The sequence below is a fragment of the Aquamicrobium terrae genome (genome assembly GCF_040545735.1).
GTDB classification, from domain to species: Bacteria; Pseudomonadota; Alphaproteobacteria; order Rhizobiales; family Rhizobiaceae; genus Mesorhizobium; species Mesorhizobium terrae_A.
This window is the reverse complement of record NZ_JBEPML010000018.1, coordinates 1-18,463: the sequence shown is the minus strand read 5'-3', so window position 1 is coordinate 18,463 and position 18,463 is coordinate 1. Positions and strand designations below refer to the sequence as shown.

Here is an 18,463-nt window from a genome sequence, read left to right as displayed (position 1 = left end):
CCGATGACCATTTCGAACGAGGACGAATTCGACGCTCTCCAGGAGATCGGCCGCATCGTCGCCGATACGCTCAAGGCGATGGGCGGCGCCATCGAGCCGGGCATGACGACGGCCGAGCTGGACGCATTCGGCCGCAGGCTGCTGGAACAGGCCGGCGCCCGCTCCGGGCCGGAGCTTGCCTATGGCTTTCCCGGTGCAACCTGCATCAGCGTCAACGAGGAGATCGCCCACGGCATTCCCGGCAACCGCCGCATCGAGAAGGGCGACCTCGTCAATATCGACGTGTCGGCGGAAAAGAACGGCTTCTTCGCCGACACCGGCGCGTCGTTCACCGTGCCGCCGGTGTCGCGCCCGATCGAGCGGCTGTGCCGGGACGGCAAGCGGGCCATGTGGACGGGAATCGCGCAGGTGGGGGCGGACAAGCCGCTTTCCGGCATCGGCCGGGCGATCGGCGCCTTTGCCGACAAGAACCGCTATACGCTGGTGCGCAACCTCGCCAGCCACGGCGTCGGCCGCTCGCTGCACGAGGAGCCGTCTTCCATCTCGACATGGCCGGACCGTTCGGAGCGCCGCATCATGAATGACGGCCTCGTCTTCACGGTCGAGCCGTTCCTGTCGCTGGGCGCGGAATGGGCGGAGGGCGGCGGCGACGACTGGACGCTCTACAGCGAACCGCACGCACCGACCGTGCAATATGAACATACTGTCGTCGCCACGCGCGGCGGGCCGGTGGTGGTGACCCTGCCGGGCTGAGGTCCCGTCCCGACCTTGCCTGCACAGGGTCGGAACCTGTCAGTTCGACAAAAATAGCCTCTCTCCCCGCAGACGGGAGAAGGAGGAGATCGGCGTTGCGGACGGCATCCTTCTCCCCGCGCGCGGGGAGAGGCTCCCGGCAGGGGGATGAGGGGCAGGCCCGCCTGAACCGGAAATGATCTTAGATCATCTCCAGCGGCCGCTTGCGCGAGGGCGGCGCGAAGGCGCGGTCGAGCGCGGCGAGATCGTCCTGCGTCAGCGAAATGTCCGCGGCGGCGATGTTCTGGCGCACATGCTCCGGCCTCACCGCCTTGGGGATGGCGATGACGCCGTCCCCTCGCATCACCCAGGCCAGCGCGATCTGGGCCAGGCTCGCGCCATGGCGGTCGGCGACGGCCTGGAGGGCGCGGTTGCCGGCCAGCGCGCCCTGCTCGATCGGCGAATAGGCCATGACGGGCATGGAGCGCTCGCGGCTCCATGGCAGGAGGTCGAACTCGATGCCGCGCCGGGTCAGGTTGTAGAGCACCTGGTTGCTCTGGCAGTTGCCGCCGGCGGGCAGCGCCGACAGTTTTTCCATGTCGTCGGTGTCGAAATTGGAGACGCCCCAGTGGCGGATCTTGCCGGCCGCCTTCAGCGCCTCGAACGCCTCCACCGTCTCGGCGAGCGGCACGCCGCCGCGCCAGTGCAGCAGGAAAAGGTCGATGCGGTCGGTGCCGAGCCGCTTCAGGCTGCGCTCGCAGGCGGCCACGGTGCCGGCGTGCGAGGCGTTGGAGGGCAGCACCTTGGAGACGATGAACAGGCCGTCGCGCCGCCCTTTTACCGCCTCGCCCACCACCAGTTCGGCATCCGCGTACATCTCGGCCGTGTCGATCAGCGTCGCGCCGAGATCGAGGCCGAGCCGCAGCGCCGCCACCTCGTCGGCGAAGCTTTCCTTGCGCTCGCCCATCATCCATGTGCCGAGCCCGAAGACGGGCACGGGCTCGCCGCACGGCAAGGCGGTGGTTCTGATCGGCATCGGCATCCTCCGGCTGACGGGAATCAGGCCATGATGACGCGGATCGGCAAGGGAGGCAATTTTTTGCCGGCCCTACTGCACCGGATGCGCCTCCAGCCACTCCTGCATCTGCCGGATCTCGGCTTCCTGCGCGGTGATGACCTCCTCGGCCAGCTTGCGCATCTCCGGGTCCTTGCCGTGCTCCAGCACCACCCTGGCCATGTCGATGGCCGCCTGATGATGGGGGATCATGCCGCGGGCGAAATCGACATCGGCGTCGCCGCTGTAGTCCATCGCCGCCGTGGCGGCATGCATCTTGTCCATGGCCGCCTTGTAGCCGGCAATGGAAGCGCTTTCCGTGGCCGCCGCCGGCGCGCCGTGGCCGCTGTGGTCGTCCTGCGCCAAGGCGAGCTGGGAGCTGCCGAGGCCGACAGCGAGAGCGGCGGCAACGGCGGCGATCTTCATTTTCCTGCACATCGTCATGGTTCTCCTGTGTGGTGCCCCGCTGCCCGCCTTCAGAGTTTCACCGCCCGCAGCCGGAGCGCATTGGCGATCACCGAGACCGACGACAGGCTCATGGCGGCCGCGGCCAGCATCGGCGACAGCAGCGTGCCGGTGATCGGATAGAGCACGCCGGCCGCCACCGGCACGCCGAGCGCGTTGTAGAGGAAGGCGAAGAACAGGTTCTGCCTTATGTTGGACAGCGTCTTTTCCGCCAGATGGCGCGCCCGCACGATGCCGGTGAGGTCGCCCTTGACCAGCGTGATACCGGCGCTTTCCAGTGCCACGTCGGCACCGGTGCCCATGGCGATGCCGACATCGGCGGCGGCAAGGGCGGGCGCATCGTTGATGCCGTCGCCGGCCATGGCCACCACCGCGCCCTTGCCCTTCAGCTCCGCGACAAGATCGGCCTTGGCCTCCGGCAGCATGCCGGCCCGCACCTCGGCAATGCCGAGATTGGCGGCAATCGCCTTCGCCGTGCGCTCATTGTCTCCGGTCGCCATGACGATGCGCATGCCCGAACGCGTCAGCTCGCGCAGCGCCTCCGCCGCGGTCGGCTTGATCGGGTCCGAAACCGCCACCACGCCCGCCGGCTTGCCATCGATGGCGACGAGGATGGCCGAGCGCCCGTTCTCGCGCAGTTCACCCGCATGCTGCGAGATGAGCGTGGCGTCGATGCCGTGCTCCTGCATGAACAGCGCATTGCCGAGCACCAGCTTGTGCCCGTCGGCCGTGCCGGACACGCCCTTGCCGTTGACCGCCTCGAAATCGCCGGCAGCCGGGAGAGACAGCCCACGCGCCTTGGCGCCGGCGACGATGGCCTCGGCCAGCGGATGCTCGGAGCCCTGCTCGATTGCCGCGGCCAGCGCCAGCACCTCGTTCTCGTCGAAGCCGTCCTCGGCGCGGACATCGGTCAGCTCCGGCCGGCCCTCGGTCAGCGTTCCCGTCTTGTCGACGATCAGCGTGTCGACGGCAGCCAGCCGCTCCAGCGCGGCCGCCTCGCGGATCAGCACGCCGGCCTGCGCCCCGCGCCCGGTGGCGGTCATGATCGACATCGGCGTCGCCAGGCCCAGCGCACAGGGGCAGGCGATGATGAGCACCGACACCGCCGAGACGATGGCGAAGACGAGGCGCGGCTCGGGCCCGAAGGTCATCCAGCCGATGAAGGCGAGGATGGCGATCAGCACCACGGTCGGCACGAACCAGGCCGACACGCGGTCGGCAAGACTCTGGATCGGCGCGCGGCTGCGCTGCGCCTTGGCGACCAGCTCCACGATGCGCGACAGGGTGGTTTCGGAGCCCACCTTCTCGGCCCGCATGACCAGCGTGCCGTTGCGGTTCAGCGTGCCGCCGATCAGGCTGTCGCCCTCGCCCTTCTCGACCGGGATGGGCTCGCCGGTGATCATCGATTCGTCGACGGTGGAGCGGCCCTGTTCGACGATGCCGTCGACCGGCACCGATTCGCCGGGACGGATGCGCAGCCGCTCGCCCGTCCTGACCTCGGCCAGCGGCACGTCGCGCTCGGAGCCGTCGGCGCCGATCAGCCGCGCGGTCTTGGGCGCGAGATCAAGCAGGGCGCGGATGGCCGAGCCGGTCTTCTCGCGCGCCTTCAGTTCCAGCACCTGGCCGAGGAAGACCAGCGCGATGATGACGGCGGACGCCTCGAAATAGACCGGCACCGAATCGCCGTGGCCGCGCACCTCATGCGGGAACAGGCCGGGGAACAGCGTCGCCACGACGCTGTAGAGATAGGCCGCCGCCACGCCGATGGAGATCAGCGTCCACATGTTGGGGCTGCGGTTGAGGATCGAGGCCCAGCCGCGCTTGAAGAACGGAAACGCCGCCCACAGCACCACAGGCGTGGCCAGCGCGAATTCGGCCCACACGGCCACCCGTTCGCCCAGCCAGTCGCGCACCGGCAGGCCGACCATCGGCCCCATGGAGATGACCACCAGCGGCAGCGCCAGCGCGACGCTGACCCAGAAGCGGCGGGTGAAATCGACCAGCTCGGGGTTCGGGCCTTCCTCGCCGGTCGGCACGCCCATCGGCTCCAGCGCCATGCCGCAGAGCGGGCAGTCGCCGGGGCCGTCCTGGACGATCTCGGGATGCATCGGGCAGGTGTACTGGGTGCCGGCCGGCATCGGCTCGGGCGCCGGGCGGTCGCCGAGATATTTTTCGGGCTCGGCCTCGAATTTTTCCAGGCAGCGCGCCGAGCAGAAATAATGCCTCTCGCCCTGATGGCGCAGGAAATGGCGGGCGCTGGCACGGTCCACCTTCATGCCGCACACCGGGTCTTTTGCGGTGATGCAGGCGTCCGGGTCGGCCGCGAACTTGGTACGGCAGCTTTCGCAGCAGAAGTGATAGGTGTGGCCGTCATGGACGAGGCTCGGCTTGCCCGCTTCGGGATCGACCGTCATGCCGCAGACGGGATCGCGCACCACTTCCGCCGTGTCGGCCAGGGCGGTGGCGCCGGAACAGCAGGAGCCGCCGCTCCCATGCCCGTGGTGGGGGGTGTGGCCGTGAGTGTGGTTATGGTGGTCGTGTGCCATGACAGCCTCGTTTAACTGCTTTTCCCCGAGATAGGGCTTCCAGTCACTGGAAGGTCAAGGGCCCTTCTTGAGGCATCGCTGATCGATAACGGGCAGGCCGGCATGGGCGGCGGCAAGCCCATACCGTTTTCACCGGAAACAGGCTATAGACGCGGCTCCGAACCACGGGAAAAGCCGGCACGCATGGCCAGGATCGCGCTCAGGCTGGACGAACTCATCGACGGCGCCGCACTGCGCGGCGAACTGGCGGTGCTGGCCGGCGAACAGGCCGCCGGCGCTTCCGAGACCCGCAACGCCGTGCTTGCGCTGCTCAAGCGGCGGCGCAAGGAGGGGCTGCGCATCGCCGAGGAATTACTGCGGCAGGACGGCGGCGGCGCGGCCTGCGCGCGCCGGCTCTCGCATGTCATGGATGAGATCGTGCGGGCGCTCTACGAATTCACCGCGACCCGCGTCTATCCGGCCGACAATCCCTCGACCGCCGAGCGCATGGCGGTGGTGGCGGTGGGCGGATACGGGCGCGGCACGCTGGCGCCGGGCTCCGACATCGACCTCCTGTTCCTGTTGCCCTACAAGCAGACGCCGTGGAGCGAGCAGATTGCCGAATACATGCTCTACATGCTGTGGGACATGGGGCTGAAGGTCGGCCACGCCACCCGCAACATCGACGAATGCATCCGCCTGTCGTTCGCCGACATGACCATCCGCACCTCGCTGCTGGAAAGCCGCTTCCTGTGCGGCGAGGAGGCGCTGAGCCGCGAGCTGATGGCGCGCTTCGACCGCGAGGTGGTGGCGGCCACCGGGGCCGAATTCGCCCAGGCCAAGCTGGCCGAGCGCGACGTGCGCCACGCCAAGGCCGGCGAAAGCCGCTATCTGGTCGAGCCCAACGTCAAGGACGGCAAGGGCGGCCTGCGCGACCTGCACACGCTGTTCTGGATCGGCAAATACTACTACCGGGTGCGCAGCGGCGCCGAACTGGTCGGCAAGGGCGTGTTCACCCAAAGCGAATACAGGCTGTTCCTGAAATCCGAGGATTTCCTGTGGGCGGTGCGCTGCCAGATGCATTTCCTCACCGGCAAGGCCGAGGAGCGGCTGCATTTCGACATCCAGCGCGACATCGCCGAGCGCCTCGGCTACACCAGCCATCCGGGCCTGTCGGCGGTCGAGCGCTTCATGAAACACTATTTCCTGATCGCCAAGGATGTCGGCGATCTCACCCGCATCTTCTGCGCCGGGCTTGAGGAGGAGCAGGCCAAGCAGGTTCCTGGCATGGCCGGCATGTTCGCCGGTTTCACCCGGCGGCGCCGAAAGCTGGCCGGCAGCAGCGATTTCGTCGTCGACAACCACCGCCTCAGCGTGGCCGACGACAAGGTGTTCGAGCGCGACCCGGTCAATCTGCTGCGCCTGTTCTGGTTCGCCGACCGCCACGGGCTGGAATTCCACCCGGATGCGCTGAAGCTGGTGACGCGCTCGCTGCGCCTCGTCGACAAGGCGCTGCGCCGCGACGCCGAGGCCAACCGGCTGTTCCTCGACATTCTGACCTCGGACCGCTACGCCGAACTCAATCTCAGGCGCATGAACGAAGCGGGGCTGCTCGGGCGGCTGATCCCCGATTTCGGCAAGATCGTCGCCATGATGCAGTTCAACATGTACCACCACTACACGGTGGACGAGCACCTGATCCGCTGCGTGGGCGTGCTGGCCGAGATCGAGCGCGGCGACGATGCCCGCATGCATCCGCTTTCGCATTCGCTGATGCCCGGCCTCTCCAAGAGCCGCGACGCGCTCTATGTCGCGGTGCTGCTGCACGACATCGCCAAGGGGCGGCCGGAGGACCATTCCACAGCCGGGGCACGCATCGCGCGGCGCATCTGCCCCCATATGGGTCTGTCGGCGGCCGACACCGAGACCGTCTCCTGGCTGGTCGAGAATCATCTGCTGATGTCGATGACGGCGCAGACGCGCGACCTCAACGACCGCAAGACCATCGAGGACTTCGCCGCGGTGGTGCAGTCGGTGGAGCGGCTGAAGCTTCTGCTCATCCTGACCGTATGCGACATCCGCGGCGTCGGCCCCGGCGTGTGGAACGGCTGGAAGGGCCAGCTCCTGCGCACGCTCTATTACGAGACCGAACTGCTTCTCACCGGCGGCTTCTCGGAAATGTCGCGCTCGGAGCGCGCCGACGAGGCGCGCGACCAGCTCCTCCAGGCCCTGTCCGGCTGGACGGAAGAGGCACGCACCGCCTATGTCGGGCTGCTCTATCCGAACTACCTGCTCACCGTCGATCCTGCCGACCAGCTTCGCCATGCCGAGTTCGTGCGGGCCGCCGATGCCGCCGGCCGCAAGCTCGACACCATGGTGCGCACGCATGAATTCGAGGCGGTGACCGAGATCACCGTGCTGGCGCAGGACCACCCCCGCCTGCTGTCGGTGATTGCCGGCGCCTGCGCCGCCGCCGGCGCCAACATCGTCGACGCGCAGATCTTCACCACGGCCGACGGGCGCGCCCTCGACACCATTTTGATCAACCGCGAATTCGACCTCGACGAGGACGAGCGGCGGCGCGCCGAGCGCGTCGGCACACTGATCGAGGACGTGCTTGCGGGACGGAGCTGGCTGCCTGAGGTGATCGCCAAGCGCAGCAAGGGCAGGCGCAGTTCCAAGGCCTTCACCATCGCGCCCCGCGCCGAAATCCGCAACACGCTCTCCCACCGCTTCTCCGTCATCGAGGTCGAGGGGCTGGACCGGCCGGGCCTGCTGTCGGAGATCACAGGGGCGCTGTCCGACCTGTCGCTCGACATCGCCTCGGCCCACATCACCACCTTCGGCGAAAAGGTCATCGACACCTTCTATGTCACCGATCTGACCGGGCAGAAGGTCGAGAACCCGGTCCGCATCGCCGCCATCCGAAAACGCCTGGTCGAGGTGCTGGAGGGCGCGGGGTTCGGCGAGCTTTACAAGCCCCGCTCGGCGGCGGAATAGGTGACGATGCCGTTGCAGTCATTTGCGTCTCGTTCCCTTGCGGGAAGAACCGTTTCCCAGACTCCGCGTCATCCCGGCCAACCGAGCGAAGCGAGGGCAGAGCCGGGATCCATGCCGGTATCTGGCCACGTCACGGAATGGATCCCGGATATGCCTCCAGGCTTCGCCTTCCGGCGTTCCGGGATGACGGTAGCCGCGTTGCAGGAGCGTTAGTCAGTTGAGCCTCGTCAAAAAATTCGCGACGGTCGCCTCCGGTACGCTGATGAGCCGCGTGCTCGGCTTCACCCGCGAGATGCTGATGGCCGCCGCGCTCGGCACCGGCCCGGTGGCCGACGCCTTCTATGCCGCCTTCCAGTTCCCCAACACCTTCCGGCGCCTGTTCGCCGAGGGCGCCTTCAACACCGCCTTCGTGCCGCTGTTCGCCAAGGAGATCGAGGCCGGCGGCATCGACGGGGCGCGCCGCTTCTCCGAGGAGGTGTTCGGCGTGCTGTTCTCGGTGCTGATCGCGCTGACCATCGTCATGGAACTGGCCATGCCGCTTCTGGTGCGCACCATCATCGCGCCCGGCTTTGCCGGCGACCCGCAGAAATACGGCCTCACCGTCGCGCTCGCCACCATCATGTTCCCCTATCTGATGTGCATGTCGCTGGCGGCGATGATGGCCGGCATGCTCAATTCCCTGCGCCGCTATTTCGCCGCGGCGATCGCCCCCGTCTTCCTCAACGTGATCCTGATCGCCGTGCTCGGCCATGCCTGGTACAAGGGCGCCGACGGCCTCAGCGTCGGCTATGCCATGGCCTGGGGCGTGATGGCGGCAGGCGTCGTGCAACTGGCCATCGTCTGGATCGCGGCCCGCCATGCCGGCATTTCCATCGGCTTCAAGCGGCCGCGCCTGACGCCCAATGTGAAGCGGCTTCTGTGGCTGGCGCTGCCGGCGGCGATCACCGGCGGCATCACCCAGATCAACACGCTGATCGGCACGGCCATCGCCTCCACGCAGGCCAGCGCGGTGTCGTCGCTGGCGCTCGCCGACCGCGTCTACCAGCTTCCGCTCGGCGTGGTCGGCATCGCGGTGGCCATCGTGCTGCTGCCCGAACTGTCGCGGGCGCTGAAGGCCGGCAATCTGGTCGAGGCCGCCAGCCTCCAGAACCGCTCGGTCGAGTTCACGCTGTTCCTCACCCTGCCCGCCGCCGCCGCGCTGCTGGCGATTTCGGAGCCGATCGTGCGCCTGCTCTACGAACGCGGCGAATTCGCCGCCAGCGGCGCCACCTCCACGGTCTCGGCGATCCTTGCCATATTCGGCCTCGGCCTGCCCGCCTTCGTGCTCATCAAGGCCTTCACACCCGGCTATTTCGCCCGCGAGGACACCAAGACGCCGATGGTGTTCGCCGCCATTTCGGTGGCCGTCAACATCGCCACGGCGCTGATGCTGTTCCCCCGCATGGGCGCGCCGGGCATCGCGGTGGCCTCGGCGATCGCCGGCTGGGTCAACGCCCTGATGCTGCTCGCCGTTCTGGTCCGGCGCGGCCACTGGGGCCATGACGCGCCGCTGATGCGGCGCATTCCCCGGCTGGTGCTGTCCTCGGCGCTGATGGGCGGAGCCCTTTACGGCGGCGCGATCTGGCTGGCGCCGTGGCTGGCCTCTTCCGCCCCGGTGCTGTCGCAGGCGACGGCGCTGGCGCTGCTGTGCGGGGCGGGGGCGCTGCTCTATTTCGTGCTCGCCTTCGCGACGGGCGGGACCGACATCGCCATGATCCGCCGCAACATCAGGCGCGGACAGGCCGCTGCGGCCAGCATGGAAGAGTGACGGCGCACATGTCCCCTTGATGGCCACCCCTTGATTGTGCGGGGGCCATCGTCCATAAGCCCGCGTCGGTGAATTTCGCCACGCGGGGTTTCCGGCCGCATGATTCCGTCCGAAAGCCGAACGCTTGCGGGGGTCATGCTCGAACGGCCCTCCACAAGCCAGGAAGACATCATGACCGCCTTCAAGCCACTCGTCTTTTCCGGGGTCCAGCCGACCGGCAACCTGCATCTCGGCAACTATCTCGGCGCCATCCGCAAATTCGTCGCCCTGCAGGAGACCTCCGACTGCATCTACTGCGTGGTCGACCTGCATTCGCTGACCGCCCAACTCGTCCATGACGACCTCGCCTCGCAAACGCGCTCGATTACCGCCGCCTTCCTCGCCGCCGGCATCGACCCGAAGAAGCACATCGTCTTCAACCAGTCCCGCGTCATGCAGCATGCGGAGCTGGCCTGGATCTTCAACTGCGTGGCGCGCATCGGCTGGATGAACCGGATGACGCAGTTCAAGGACAAGGCCGGCAAGGACCGCGAGAACGCCTCGCTCGGCCTGCTCGCCTATCCGAGCCTGATGGCGGCCGACATCCTCGTCTACCGCGCCACCCATGTGCCGGTGGGCGACGACCAGAAGCAGCATCTGGAACTGACCCGCGACATCGCCCAGAAGTTCAACAACGACTTCTCCGGCCGCATCGCCGAGCTGGGGCTGGGCGTGGAGATGCAGATGGGCGACGAGACCGTCAACGGCTTCTTCCCCCTCACCGAACCGGTGATCGGCGGGCCGGCGACGCGCGTCATGAGCCTGCGCGACGGCTCCAAGAAGATGTCGAAGTCGGACCCCTCCGACCTGTCGCGCATCAACCTCACCGACGATGCCGACGCCATCTCGAAGAAGATCAAGAAGGCCAAGACCGACCCCGAGCCGCTGCCGGGCGACGTCGAGGGCCTTGCCGGGCGGCCGGAAGCCGACAACCTCGTCGGCATCTATGCCGGCCTTGCCGAAACCAGCCGCGAGGCGGTGCTGAAGGAATTCGGCGGCCAGCAGTTCTCCGCCTTCAAGCCGGCGCTGGCCGATCTGGCGGTCGACAAGCTCGCCCCCGTCGCCGGGGAGATGCGCCGGCTGGTGGCCGATCCCGGCCATATCGACGCCGTGCTGAAGGATGGCGGCGAGCGTGCCGGCGCGCTGGCCGAGCAGACCATGCGCGCGGTGCGCGACATCATCGGCCTGTTGCAGGACTGACGCCGGGCCGGGTCGCTGCGCTCTTGCCGCCGGCTTCGGCCGGTGGCAGATTGCGCCGGTTGGAGCACCGGACCGGGAAGCATCCTCGGTTGCCGGTTGTTCCGATGCCAGATCACAAGCCAGCAGGGCAGATCACGCATATGGTATCCAAACGTCTCAGCCGGGAAGCTGGCCATCGCCGCAAGTTCCTGGCGATCATCGACGAAACCCCCGAATCGGAACGGGCGGTCACCTACGCCTCGATCCGCATGCAAAGCACCAATGGCGTGCTGGTGCTGCTCTATGTGATCGAAACGGAAGATTTCCAGCAATGGCTGGGCGTCGAGAAGATCATGCGCGAGGAGGCGACGGCCGCCGCGCACGCCGCGCTCGACGCGCAGGCCACCCGCGTGCGCCAGAGATTCGGCATCGAGCCCGAGCTGGTGGTGCGCGAGGGCAGCCGCGTGGAGGAAATCCACAAGCTGATCGAGGAAGACCAGGACATCGCCATACTGGTCCTGGCCGCGGGGTCCGGCAAGGAAGGGCCCGGGCCGCTGGTCGCCTCCGTGGTCGGCAAGGGCGCGGCCTTCCCCATTCCGGTGACGGTCATCCCGCAGAGCCTTTCGGACGAGGACATCGAAAGCCTCGCCTGAGTCCAATCGTCCGCCATGGCCGGCACGGCTTGAACGGCAAGGGCTGCGGGACTATCTAGAGAAGATATTTTCCCAACGGCCGGAACGGCCATGGAGACGGCCATGTTCATCCAGACCGAGGCGACCCCTAACCCCGCCACGCTGAAATTCCTGCCCGGCCGCGAGGTGCTGCGCGAGGGCACGGCGGATTTCCGCGATGCCGAGACGGCGCGCACCGCTTCACCGCTGGCCGGGCGCCTTTTCGACATTCCCGGCGTCACCGGCGTGTTCTTCGGCTACGACTTCATCACCGTCTCCAAGGACGGCGCCGACTGGCAGCATCTGAAGCCAGCCATCCTCGGCACCATCATGGAGCACTTCATGTCGAACCAGCCGGTCATGGCCGGCGCCGGTCCCGCTCCCGAAAGCAGCGAGACCGAGGAGTTCTACGACAAGGAGGACGAGGAGATCGTGCTCACCATCAAGGAGCTGCTCGACACCCGCGTGCGCCCCGCCGTCGCCCAGGATGGCGGCGACATCACCTTCCGCGGCTACGAGAACGGCGTCGTCTTCCTGCACATGAAGGGCTCTTGCGCCGGCTGCCCGTCGTCCACGGCGACGCTCAAGCACGGCATCCAGAACCTGCTGCGCCATTTCGTGCCGGAAGTGCAACAGGTCGAGCAGATCGCCTGAGCGGGCGCCACGCCGTCCCCGACCCTCTTCAAAACAACAAAAAACCGGGCTTTTGGCCCGGTTCTTCGTTTGGGACGTCCGTGTTGCCGAGACGGTCCGCATGCAAACTTCTTTCGGGCAGAGCCCGCGGTTTCAGAGCACGATCACCTTGGCGCCGCTTTCGGCGCGGTTGTAGAGGTCGATGATGTCCTGGTTGATGAGGCGGATGCAGCCCGACGACATCGCCTTGCCGATCGAGTTCCACTCCGGCGTGCCGTGCAGCCGGTATCCGGTGTCGCCACCCTTGTTGAACAGGTAGAGCGCGCGCGCGCCGAGCGGGTTGTTGAGCCCCGGCTCCATGCCGCCGGCATATTTGGCCAGTTCCGGCTGGCGCTTGATCATCTGCGCGGGCGGCGTCCAGGTCGGCCATTCGCGCTTCATGGCGACGCGCGCCGTGCCGCGCCATTCGAAGCCCTCGCGGCCGACGCCGATGCCGTAGCGCATGGCCTTGCCGTCTTCCATCACCAGATAGAGGAACTTCTCGCCGGTATCGACGACGATGGTGCCCGGCTTTTCCTTGGTGTCGTAGCGGACGACCTGGCGGTGGTACTTCTTCTGCACCTTGTCGATGGGAATGCGCGGCAGGCTGTAGCCCGCATCGGTCACCGCGCCGTAGCTGTTGGAGAACATCGGCGTGGTGCCGATGGTGCTGCACCCGGCAAGGGACGCGCTGAGCGCAAGGGCCGCAAGTACCGTTTTGATCCGCATCGAAAAGACTTGCCCCCTCCCGCCAATCTTCGTGGAAGCCGACTCGGGCTTCGGCGCTGTATTGATTGACGGCTTTTCTTTGCTTGCCAAGCAGGCGGCGCCTATATGACAGACACAACCCGCGCGTAAGTTGCATACTATTGCAAATGGGCAACAGTTGCTCACGGGAATGTGAAGGAAAATCAACGTTTCGAAAGGCCAGCATCCATGAATGTCGGAGATGCCGCCCGCCGCACCGGGCTCCCCGCCAAGACCATCCGCTATTATGAGGAGATCGGGTTGATCGCGCCGCAGCGCTCGGCCAATGGCTATCGCGACTACACCGGCGAGGATGTGCATCGCCTCGCCTTTCTCAAGCGGGCCCGCAATCTCGGCTTCTCGATCGAGGATTGCCGGCAGCTGATGGCGCTCTACCGCGACCGCTCGCGCGCCAGCGCCGATGTACACCGCATCGCCTCCAGCCATGTCACGGCGATCGAGGAGAAGATCGGCGAGCTGCAATCGATGCGCGCCACGCTGCAGAAGCTCATCCATGCCTGCCACGGCGACGACCGCCCCGACTGCCCGATCCTGGAAGAGATGGCGGGGACCAAGGAACACGCGGCAGGCTGAGCGGCCCCTGCCCTTTCCGGCATTCGCGATGCACCAAGCTCACAAAAACAGGTTCAAACCGTGAACAAAATCGGCGATACTGGGCCATGCCCATCGTTTCGCCGATTCCCCGCAACCCTCTCGCCGACGGCCGCCAGTCCGAGCGGGCCATGCTCGTGCGCCGCGGCGTGCAGCGCCTTCTGATGGAGATGGGGGCGCATGTGCTACCCGAATTGTCGCTGGCCACCGGTCGCCGCGCCGACCTCGTGGCGCTGACCCGGCAGGGCGACATCTGGATCATCGAGATCAAGTCCTCGGTCGAGGATTTCCGCGTCGACCGCAAATGGCCGGATTACCGGCTGCATTCGGACCGGCTGTTCTTCGCCACCCATCCGGGCGTGCCGGCCGAGATCTTCCCGCCCGATTGCGGTTTCATCCTGTCCGACGGCTACGGCGCCGAGATCATGCGCGAGGCGCCCGAGCACCGGCTGCCCGCCGCCACCCGCAAGGCGCTGATGCTGCGCATGGCGCGCGCCGGTGCGGCGCGCCTGCTCGCCGCCGAGCTTGCCGGCGTGCCCGTGCCGGCGCTGGAGGGAGAGAGTGAATAGGAAGGGCAGTAGGACAGTAGGACAGTAGGACAGTAGGGCAGTAGGGCAGTAGGGCAGTAGGAAAATAAGGACGTAGCCCTACAGCAACAAGTTCATCAGGCCGTGGGAAGGGCTTTTCGGGGACCAGCGCGGCCCCTCGATTTCAGCCAGCTCTTATTTCCCTACTGCCCTATTCCCATACTGCCTTACTGCCCTTCTGCCTTTTTACCGCGGCGCGCGCTTGGCGAGGATGCGCTGCAAGGTGCGGCGATGCATGTTGAGGCGGCGGGCCGTCTCCGACACGTTACGCTCGCACATTTCGTAGACGCGCTGGATGTGCTCCCAGCGCACGCGGTCGGCCGACATCGGGTTTTCCGGCGGCGCGGCGCGCTCGCCCGAGGCACGGGTCAATGCCGCGAACACGTCGTCGGCATCGGCCGGCTTGGACAGATAGTCGACCGCGCCGAGCTTCACCGCGGTCACCGCCGTGGCGATGTTGCCGTAGCCGGTCAGGATGATGGTGCGCGTGTCCTCGCGCTTCTCGCGGATGGCGGCCACCACGTCGAGCCCGTTGCCGTCGCCCAGCCGCATGTCGACCACCGCATAGGCGGGCGGATTGGCCCGCGCCTTGGCGACCGCCTCCTCGACGCTCTCGGCCGTCTCGACGGTAAAGCCGCGCGTTTCCATGGCCCGTGCCAGACGGGTGAGGAAGGGCTTGTCGTCATCCACGAGCAGGAGCGAGGTATCGTCGCCCGTCACCACGCCGCCATTGCCATCTTCGCCGGTCATGATCTTCAACCCCAATCGAATTTCGTGCGACAAACTGTTCCTGCACGGAAATATATGTGTTGGACGCCGCTGTCCAATTTTTGAGCATTTTTTTGCCGCCCCTGCGGACGGAAAAGCATTTGCTCGCCTGCCCTACGTCTTGCCTGCCCCTATGTCTTGCGCGGCGGCAAGGCGGCGCCCTCCTCGGCATAGACGAAGGCGCTGCGCGGCCACCGCACCTTGACCATGGCGCCCTCGCCCGGCCCGCTCGAATTGCCGAAGCTGATGGTGGCGCCGGAGCGCTCCAGCAGCGTCTTGGCGATGAACAGGCCGAGCCCCAGCCCGCCGCCGGGCTCGGCGCCCTGCCGGGTCGACATATAGGGCTCGCCGATGCGGTCGAGCACCTCGACGGGGAAGCCCGAGCCGTCGTCGACGATGGACAGCGACACGACGTTCTCGTCCCAGTTCCAGCGCACGCTGACGCTGGTGTGGGCGAAGTCCACCGCGTTCTCGACCAGATTGCCGAGCCCGTAGAGGACACCCGGATTGCGGCGCCCGACCGGCTCGGGCCCGACGCAGGTGCCCGGCTGGAGACGGATGGTGATGCCGAAGTCGCGGTGCGGCGCCGTCACCTCCTCGACCAGCGAGGTCAGCGGCAGCCGGGCAAGCTGCGGCTCGCCCTCCGACGACAGGCTGGTCAGGCGCTTGAGGATTTCGCGGCAGCGCTCGCTCTGGCTGCGCAGCAGAGTGACGTCGTCGCTGTATTTCGGGTCCTTGCCGAGCGCCTTCTCCATCTCCCTGGCGACCAGCGAGATGGTGGCGAGCGGCGTGCCCAGCTCATGCGCGGCGGCGGCCGCCAGCCCGTCCAGCGCCGACAGGTGCTGCTCGCGCTGCAGCACCAGTTCGGTGGCGGCCAGCGCATCGGAAAGCAGGCGCGCCTCGTCGGCGACTCGGAAGGCGTAGATGGCAGCGAAGGCGGTGGCCGACAGCACCGCCATCCACATGCCGGCGACATAGACGAAGGGCATCACCAGCGTGGTGCCCTCGATCCACGGCAGCGGCCGGTGAACGAAAACCAGCAGCGAGGCGACGGCGATCACCAGGACCGCCTGGATGGCGGTGAGCCTCAATGGCAGCGAGGTGGCCGAGACGACGACCGGCACGATGAGCAGCAGAGAAAACGGGTTGGTGAGGCCGCCGGTCATGTAGAGCAGGCCGGCGAGTTGCAGCGTATCGAAGGTGAGCAGGCCCATGGCGGCCAGCGGGGTCAGCCGGTGCGCGGCCGGATAGCGGAAGGCCAGCCACAGGTTCATCCACGCCGAGGCGGCGATCAGCGCGAAGCACAGGCCGACCGGCAGCGGGAACTGCAGCCAGTAGGCGACGAACAGCACCGCCACGCTCTGGCCGAATATGGCGAGCCAGCGCAGGCGGATCAGCGTGTTGAGGCGGAGCCTGTGGCTCTGGCGCAGGTCGGGAGCGTTCAGCCTTATCATCAGGAACCTGCGCCGGCGGCGACATAGATGGCGGCCAGCCGTTCGACGCCGGCCTGGTCCTCGGCATCGAAGCGGCCGGGAACGGGACTGTCGAGGTCGAGCACGCCGAGGACATCGCCGCCGCGAATCAGCGGCACGACCAGTTCGGAGCGCGAATCCGGATCGCAGAAGATGTGGTTCTCGGCCTTGGTGACATCGTCGACGCGGATCGAGCGGCGCTCGGCGACGGAGGTGCCGCACACGCCGCGCCCCACCGGGATGCGCACACAGGCGGGCTTGCCCTGGAAGGGGCCGACGACCAGCTCCTGCGGCGTGCGCAGGAAGTAGAACCCGGCCCAGTTCAGTTGCGGCATGGTCTGGAAGATCAGGGCGGACGCGTTGGCGGCGTTGGCGATTGCATCGCTCTCGCCCGCAAGCAGCGCCTCCATCTGGGCGGCGAGCTCGCGGTAGAAGCCGGGCTTGTCTGTGCTGTCGATATGGCTTGCTGAAAACATGGCGCTCAATTGACCCCTTTCGGCACGGTCTCCGGCGGCACCGTATCCTTGACGTTCTGGCGATGGAAGATGAACAGGCCGGCCAGGACGACAATGCCGGCGCCGATCAGGATGCGCGGCCCCGGCACGTCGCCGAAGAAGATGACGCCGAACACCACCGCCCACAGAAGCAGCGTGTAATGCAGCGGCGCCAGCGTCGAGGCCGGCGCCATCTTCAGCGCGCGGGTGATCATCAGATGCGCGGCGCCCGAGACGATGCCCAGAAGCAGCATGGCGCCGTAGTCGACGGCCGAGGCGGCATGCCAGTCGCCGATGGCCATCACCGCTCCGCAAAGGCCGACGCCCACGGTCTGCCAGGTCACCAGCGCGGTGTCGCTGGTGCCGCGCAGCAGGCGGCTGAGCACGATAGCGACCGCGAAGGAGACGGAGCCGACCAGCGCGTAGAGCGATTCCACCGACAGCGCCGCCGAGGACGGCTTGAGCATGACCAGCACGCCGCAGAAGCCGATGACGATCGCCAGCCAGCGCCGCCAGCCGACCTTCTCGCCGAGGAACATGTGCGACAGCGCCGCCACGTAGATCGGGCCGGCCATGTAGAAGCTCATCACGTCGGCCAGCGGCAGATGCACGACGGCGGCGTAGAACAAAATCGTGTCCAGCGCCGTGGCGACGACGCGCGCAACCTGCAATCCGATCCGGTCGAGACGGAACAGCTTCACCGGTCCCTGGCGGGCGATCATCGGGCCGAGGATGACGAAGGCGCCGATCGAGCGGATGAACACCACCTGCCCGACCGAGAAACTGGCCACCAGCCATTTGCCCATGGCGTCGTTGAGCGCGAACATGAAGTCGCCGGCCAGCATCAACAGGATGCCGGCCACAAGCATGTTGCGGGTCAGGAGTCCGGGCAGCCGAAACATCGCGCATTTCCTTGGAGAGGCCGTTGCGGCCGTTAGTGCGCTGTTATCCGTGCCACGGAGATTTTGCGAGCAAATTCGGTTGGCGCAGCCAAACGCCGCCAAGGCCGGTCACGACCTGTCCGATCCGCTTGCCGGGCTTCCGGCTCCTGCCCCGAACCCTTCCAGCCTTCGGGAGACAGGCCTTACTTCGCCCTCACCGGCACATAGACCGGCCGGTAGACCACGCGCGGGAACGGGTCGATGTAGCGGGTCTCGCGCGCGGCGGCGCGGCGGTCCAGTTCGATGCGCTGCAGGCATTCGGCAAAGGCGTCGTTCTTGCGCGTGAAGCCGTAGGACCGGCATTTCTCCTCGTCGGCGGCGCGCTGCTGCTCGGCCGTCATGCAGCCGGAAAGCAGAAAGCCAAGGACGATGACGGCTGTGGTTCTGAGAAGCATGACGAGATCCTCGAATGGTCCCTGCCCGTGCGTGATTCCTACACCAGCATGCGGCGATGACAAGATGCCATGCAACCGGCGAGGGTCTCACAAACTTGTGCGGCGCAATACCTCCCCACCCGACGGCGGCGGCCATCAGGTGCCAAAGCTTCTGGCAGCGGCGAAGCTCCCCCTCCCCTTGTAGGGAGAGGGGCCTGTCGAGGGTCAGTCCGGCAGTTTCCGGACGGCGCCCTTGTCTGCGCTTGTTGCGAAGGCGGCGTAGGCCTTGAGGGCTGTGGTGACGTTGCGGCGGCGTTGCTCGGC

17 protein-coding genes are annotated in these 18,463 nt (G+C 67.0%); 8 read left to right on the top strand and 9 right to left on the bottom strand.

Going from position 1 to position 18,463, the window contains the following annotated elements; all coding sequences use genetic code 11:
* The first annotated feature begins 3 nt into the window (after positions 1 to 3).
* The gene (map, locus tag ABID37_RS20335; RefSeq protein WP_354198101.1) at positions 4 to 753 is read left to right on the top strand and encodes a type I methionyl aminopeptidase; all 750 of its coding nucleotides are present in this window, start codon (positions 4 to 6) and stop codon (positions 751 to 753) included.
* A gap of 181 nt (positions 754 to 934) precedes the next feature.
* Here map and ABID37_RS20330 read toward each other — a convergent pair whose 3' ends face one another.
* The 3 genes from ABID37_RS20330 to ABID37_RS20320 form a co-directional block, all read right to left on the bottom strand.
* The gene (locus ABID37_RS20330) at positions 935 to 1,774 is read right to left on the bottom strand and encodes an aldo/keto reductase (protein WP_354198099.1); all 840 of its coding nucleotides are present in this window, start codon (positions 1,772 to 1,774) and stop codon (positions 935 to 937) included.
* A gap of 66 nt (positions 1,775 to 1,840) precedes the next feature.
* Positions 1,841 to 2,230: a CopM family metallochaperone gene (gene copM, locus ABID37_RS20325; RefSeq protein ID WP_354198097.1), complete on the bottom strand. Its 390-nt coding sequence runs from the start codon at positions 2,228 to 2,230 to the stop codon at positions 1,841 to 1,843.
* Positions 2,231 to 2,262: 32 nt separating this feature from the next.
* A complete protein-coding gene (locus tag ABID37_RS20320; RefSeq protein WP_354198095.1) occupies positions 2,263 to 4,797 on the bottom strand; it encodes a heavy metal translocating P-type ATPase in 2,535 nt (844 codons plus the stop codon).
* A 183-nt stretch (positions 4,798 to 4,980) separates the two neighbouring features.
* On the opposite strand from ABID37_RS20320, the gene ABID37_RS20315 reads away from it, so the two are divergent.
* The 5 genes from ABID37_RS20315 (at position 4,981) to ABID37_RS20295 (ending at position 12,126) form a co-directional block, all read left to right on the top strand.
* On the top strand, positions 4,981 to 7,776 hold the full coding sequence (locus ABID37_RS20315; RefSeq protein ID WP_354198093.1) for a [protein-PII] uridylyltransferase: 2,796 nt from the start codon (positions 4,981 to 4,983) through the stop codon (positions 7,774 to 7,776).
* Positions 7,777 to 7,993: 217 nt separating this feature from the next.
* Positions 7,994 to 9,583, top strand: coding sequence for a murein biosynthesis integral membrane protein MurJ (gene murJ, locus ABID37_RS20310; RefSeq protein ID WP_354198091.1), 1,590 nt, complete (start codon positions 7,994 to 7,996; stop codon positions 9,581 to 9,583).
* A gap of 171 nt (positions 9,584 to 9,754) precedes the next feature.
* Positions 9,755 to 10,822 (top strand): tryptophan--tRNA ligase, encoded by a 1,068-nt coding sequence (gene trpS / locus ABID37_RS20305; RefSeq protein ID WP_354198089.1) that lies wholly within the window; start codon positions 9,755 to 9,757, stop codon positions 10,820 to 10,822.
* A 140-nt stretch (positions 10,823 to 10,962) separates the two neighbouring features.
* Complete coding sequence (locus tag ABID37_RS20300; protein WP_354198087.1) at positions 10,963 to 11,454, top strand: universal stress protein; 492 nt, start codon at positions 10,963 to 10,965, stop codon at positions 11,452 to 11,454.
* Between the two features lie 102 nt (positions 11,455 to 11,556).
* Entirely contained in the window at positions 11,557 to 12,126 is a 570-nt protein-coding gene (locus ABID37_RS20295; protein WP_354198085.1) for a NifU family protein, read from the top strand.
* A 132-nt stretch (positions 12,127 to 12,258) separates the two neighbouring features.
* On the opposite strand, the gene ABID37_RS20290 is transcribed toward ABID37_RS20295, so the two are convergent.
* The gene (locus tag ABID37_RS20290) at positions 12,259 to 12,873 is read right to left on the bottom strand and encodes a L,D-transpeptidase (RefSeq protein WP_354198083.1); all 615 of its coding nucleotides are present in this window, start codon (positions 12,871 to 12,873) and stop codon (positions 12,259 to 12,261) included.
* 207 nt (positions 12,874 to 13,080) lie between these two features.
* Here ABID37_RS20290 and cueR point away from each other — a divergent pair, with 207 nt between their 5' ends.
* Positions 13,081 to 13,485, top strand: coding sequence for a Cu(I)-responsive transcriptional regulator (gene cueR / locus ABID37_RS20285; protein WP_354198081.1), 405 nt, complete (start codon positions 13,081 to 13,083; stop codon positions 13,483 to 13,485).
* A gap of 86 nt (positions 13,486 to 13,571) precedes the next feature.
* Entirely contained in the window at positions 13,572 to 14,072 is a 501-nt protein-coding gene (locus ABID37_RS20280) for an MmcB family DNA repair protein (protein ID WP_354198079.1), read from the top strand.
* Between the two features lie 204 nt (positions 14,073 to 14,276).
* Here ABID37_RS20280 and ABID37_RS20275 read toward each other — a convergent pair whose 3' ends face one another.
* From ABID37_RS20275 to ABID37_RS20255, 5 genes are all read right to left on the bottom strand, one after another.
* The gene (locus ABID37_RS20275; RefSeq protein ID WP_354198077.1) at positions 14,277 to 14,840 is read right to left on the bottom strand and encodes an ActR/PrrA/RegA family redox response regulator transcription factor; all 564 of its coding nucleotides are present in this window, start codon (positions 14,838 to 14,840) and stop codon (positions 14,277 to 14,279) included.
* Between the two features lie 149 nt (positions 14,841 to 14,989).
* Positions 14,990 to 16,312 carry an ActS/PrrB/RegB family redox-sensitive histidine kinase gene (locus tag ABID37_RS20270; RefSeq protein WP_354198075.1) on the bottom strand — a complete coding sequence of 441 codons (1,323 nt, stop codon included), beginning with the start codon at positions 16,310 to 16,312 and terminating at the stop codon, positions 14,990 to 14,992.
* On the bottom strand, positions 16,312 to 16,806 hold the full coding sequence (locus ABID37_RS20265; protein WP_354198073.1) for a GAF domain-containing protein: 495 nt from the start codon (positions 16,804 to 16,806) through the stop codon (positions 16,312 to 16,314). The genes ABID37_RS20270 and ABID37_RS20265 overlap by 1 nt, the downstream gene beginning before the upstream one ends.
* Before the next feature lie 5 nt (positions 16,807 to 16,811).
* The gene (locus ABID37_RS20260; protein ID WP_354198071.1) at positions 16,812 to 17,726 is read right to left on the bottom strand and encodes a DMT family transporter; all 915 of its coding nucleotides are present in this window, start codon (positions 17,724 to 17,726) and stop codon (positions 16,812 to 16,814) included.
* A gap of 182 nt (positions 17,727 to 17,908) precedes the next feature.
* A complete protein-coding gene (locus ABID37_RS20255) occupies positions 17,909 to 18,160 on the bottom strand; it encodes a hypothetical protein (protein WP_354198069.1) in 252 nt (83 codons plus the stop codon).
* Between the last annotated feature and the right edge of the window lie 303 nt (positions 18,161 to 18,463).

Coding starts and splice junctions, on each gene's coding strand:
- map (WP_354198101.1), top strand. CDS start 4: ATGACCATTTCGAACGAGGACGAATTCGACGCTCTCCAGGAGATCGGC.
- ABID37_RS20330 (WP_354198099.1), bottom strand. CDS start 1,774: ATGCCGATGCCGATCAGAACCACCGCCTTGCCGTGCGGCGAGCCCGTG.
- copM (WP_354198097.1), bottom strand. CDS start 2,230: ATGACGATGTGCAGGAAAATGAAGATCGCCGCCGTTGCCGCCGCTCTC.
- ABID37_RS20320 (WP_354198095.1), bottom strand. CDS start 4,797: ATGGCACACGACCACCATAACCACACTCACGGCCACACCCCCCACCAC.
- ABID37_RS20315 (WP_354198093.1), top strand. CDS start 4,981: ATGGCCAGGATCGCGCTCAGGCTGGACGAACTCATCGACGGCGCCGCA.
- trpS (WP_354198089.1), top strand. CDS start 9,755: ATGACCGCCTTCAAGCCACTCGTCTTTTCCGGGGTCCAGCCGACCGGC.
- ABID37_RS20300 (WP_354198087.1), top strand. CDS start 10,963: ATGGTATCCAAACGTCTCAGCCGGGAAGCTGGCCATCGCCGCAAGTTC.
- ABID37_RS20295 (WP_354198085.1), top strand. CDS start 11,557: ATGTTCATCCAGACCGAGGCGACCCCTAACCCCGCCACGCTGAAATTC.
- ABID37_RS20290 (WP_354198083.1), bottom strand. CDS start 12,873: ATGCGGATCAAAACGGTACTTGCGGCCCTTGCGCTCAGCGCGTCCCTT.
- cueR (WP_354198081.1), top strand. CDS start 13,081: ATGAATGTCGGAGATGCCGCCCGCCGCACCGGGCTCCCCGCCAAGACC.
- ABID37_RS20280 (WP_354198079.1), top strand. CDS start 13,572: ATGCCCATCGTTTCGCCGATTCCCCGCAACCCTCTCGCCGACGGCCGC.
- ABID37_RS20275 (WP_354198077.1), bottom strand. CDS start 14,840: ATGACCGGCGAAGATGGCAATGGCGGCGTGGTGACGGGCGACGATACC.
- ABID37_RS20270 (WP_354198075.1), bottom strand. CDS start 16,312: ATGATAAGGCTGAACGCTCCCGACCTGCGCCAGAGCCACAGGCTCCGC.
- ABID37_RS20265 (WP_354198073.1), bottom strand. CDS start 16,806: ATGTTTTCAGCAAGCCATATCGACAGCACAGACAAGCCCGGCTTCTAC.
- ABID37_RS20260 (WP_354198071.1), bottom strand. CDS start 17,726: ATGTTTCGGCTGCCCGGACTCCTGACCCGCAACATGCTTGTGGCCGGC.
- ABID37_RS20255 (WP_354198069.1), bottom strand. CDS start 18,160: ATGCTTCTCAGAACCACAGCCGTCATCGTCCTTGGCTTTCTGCTTTCC.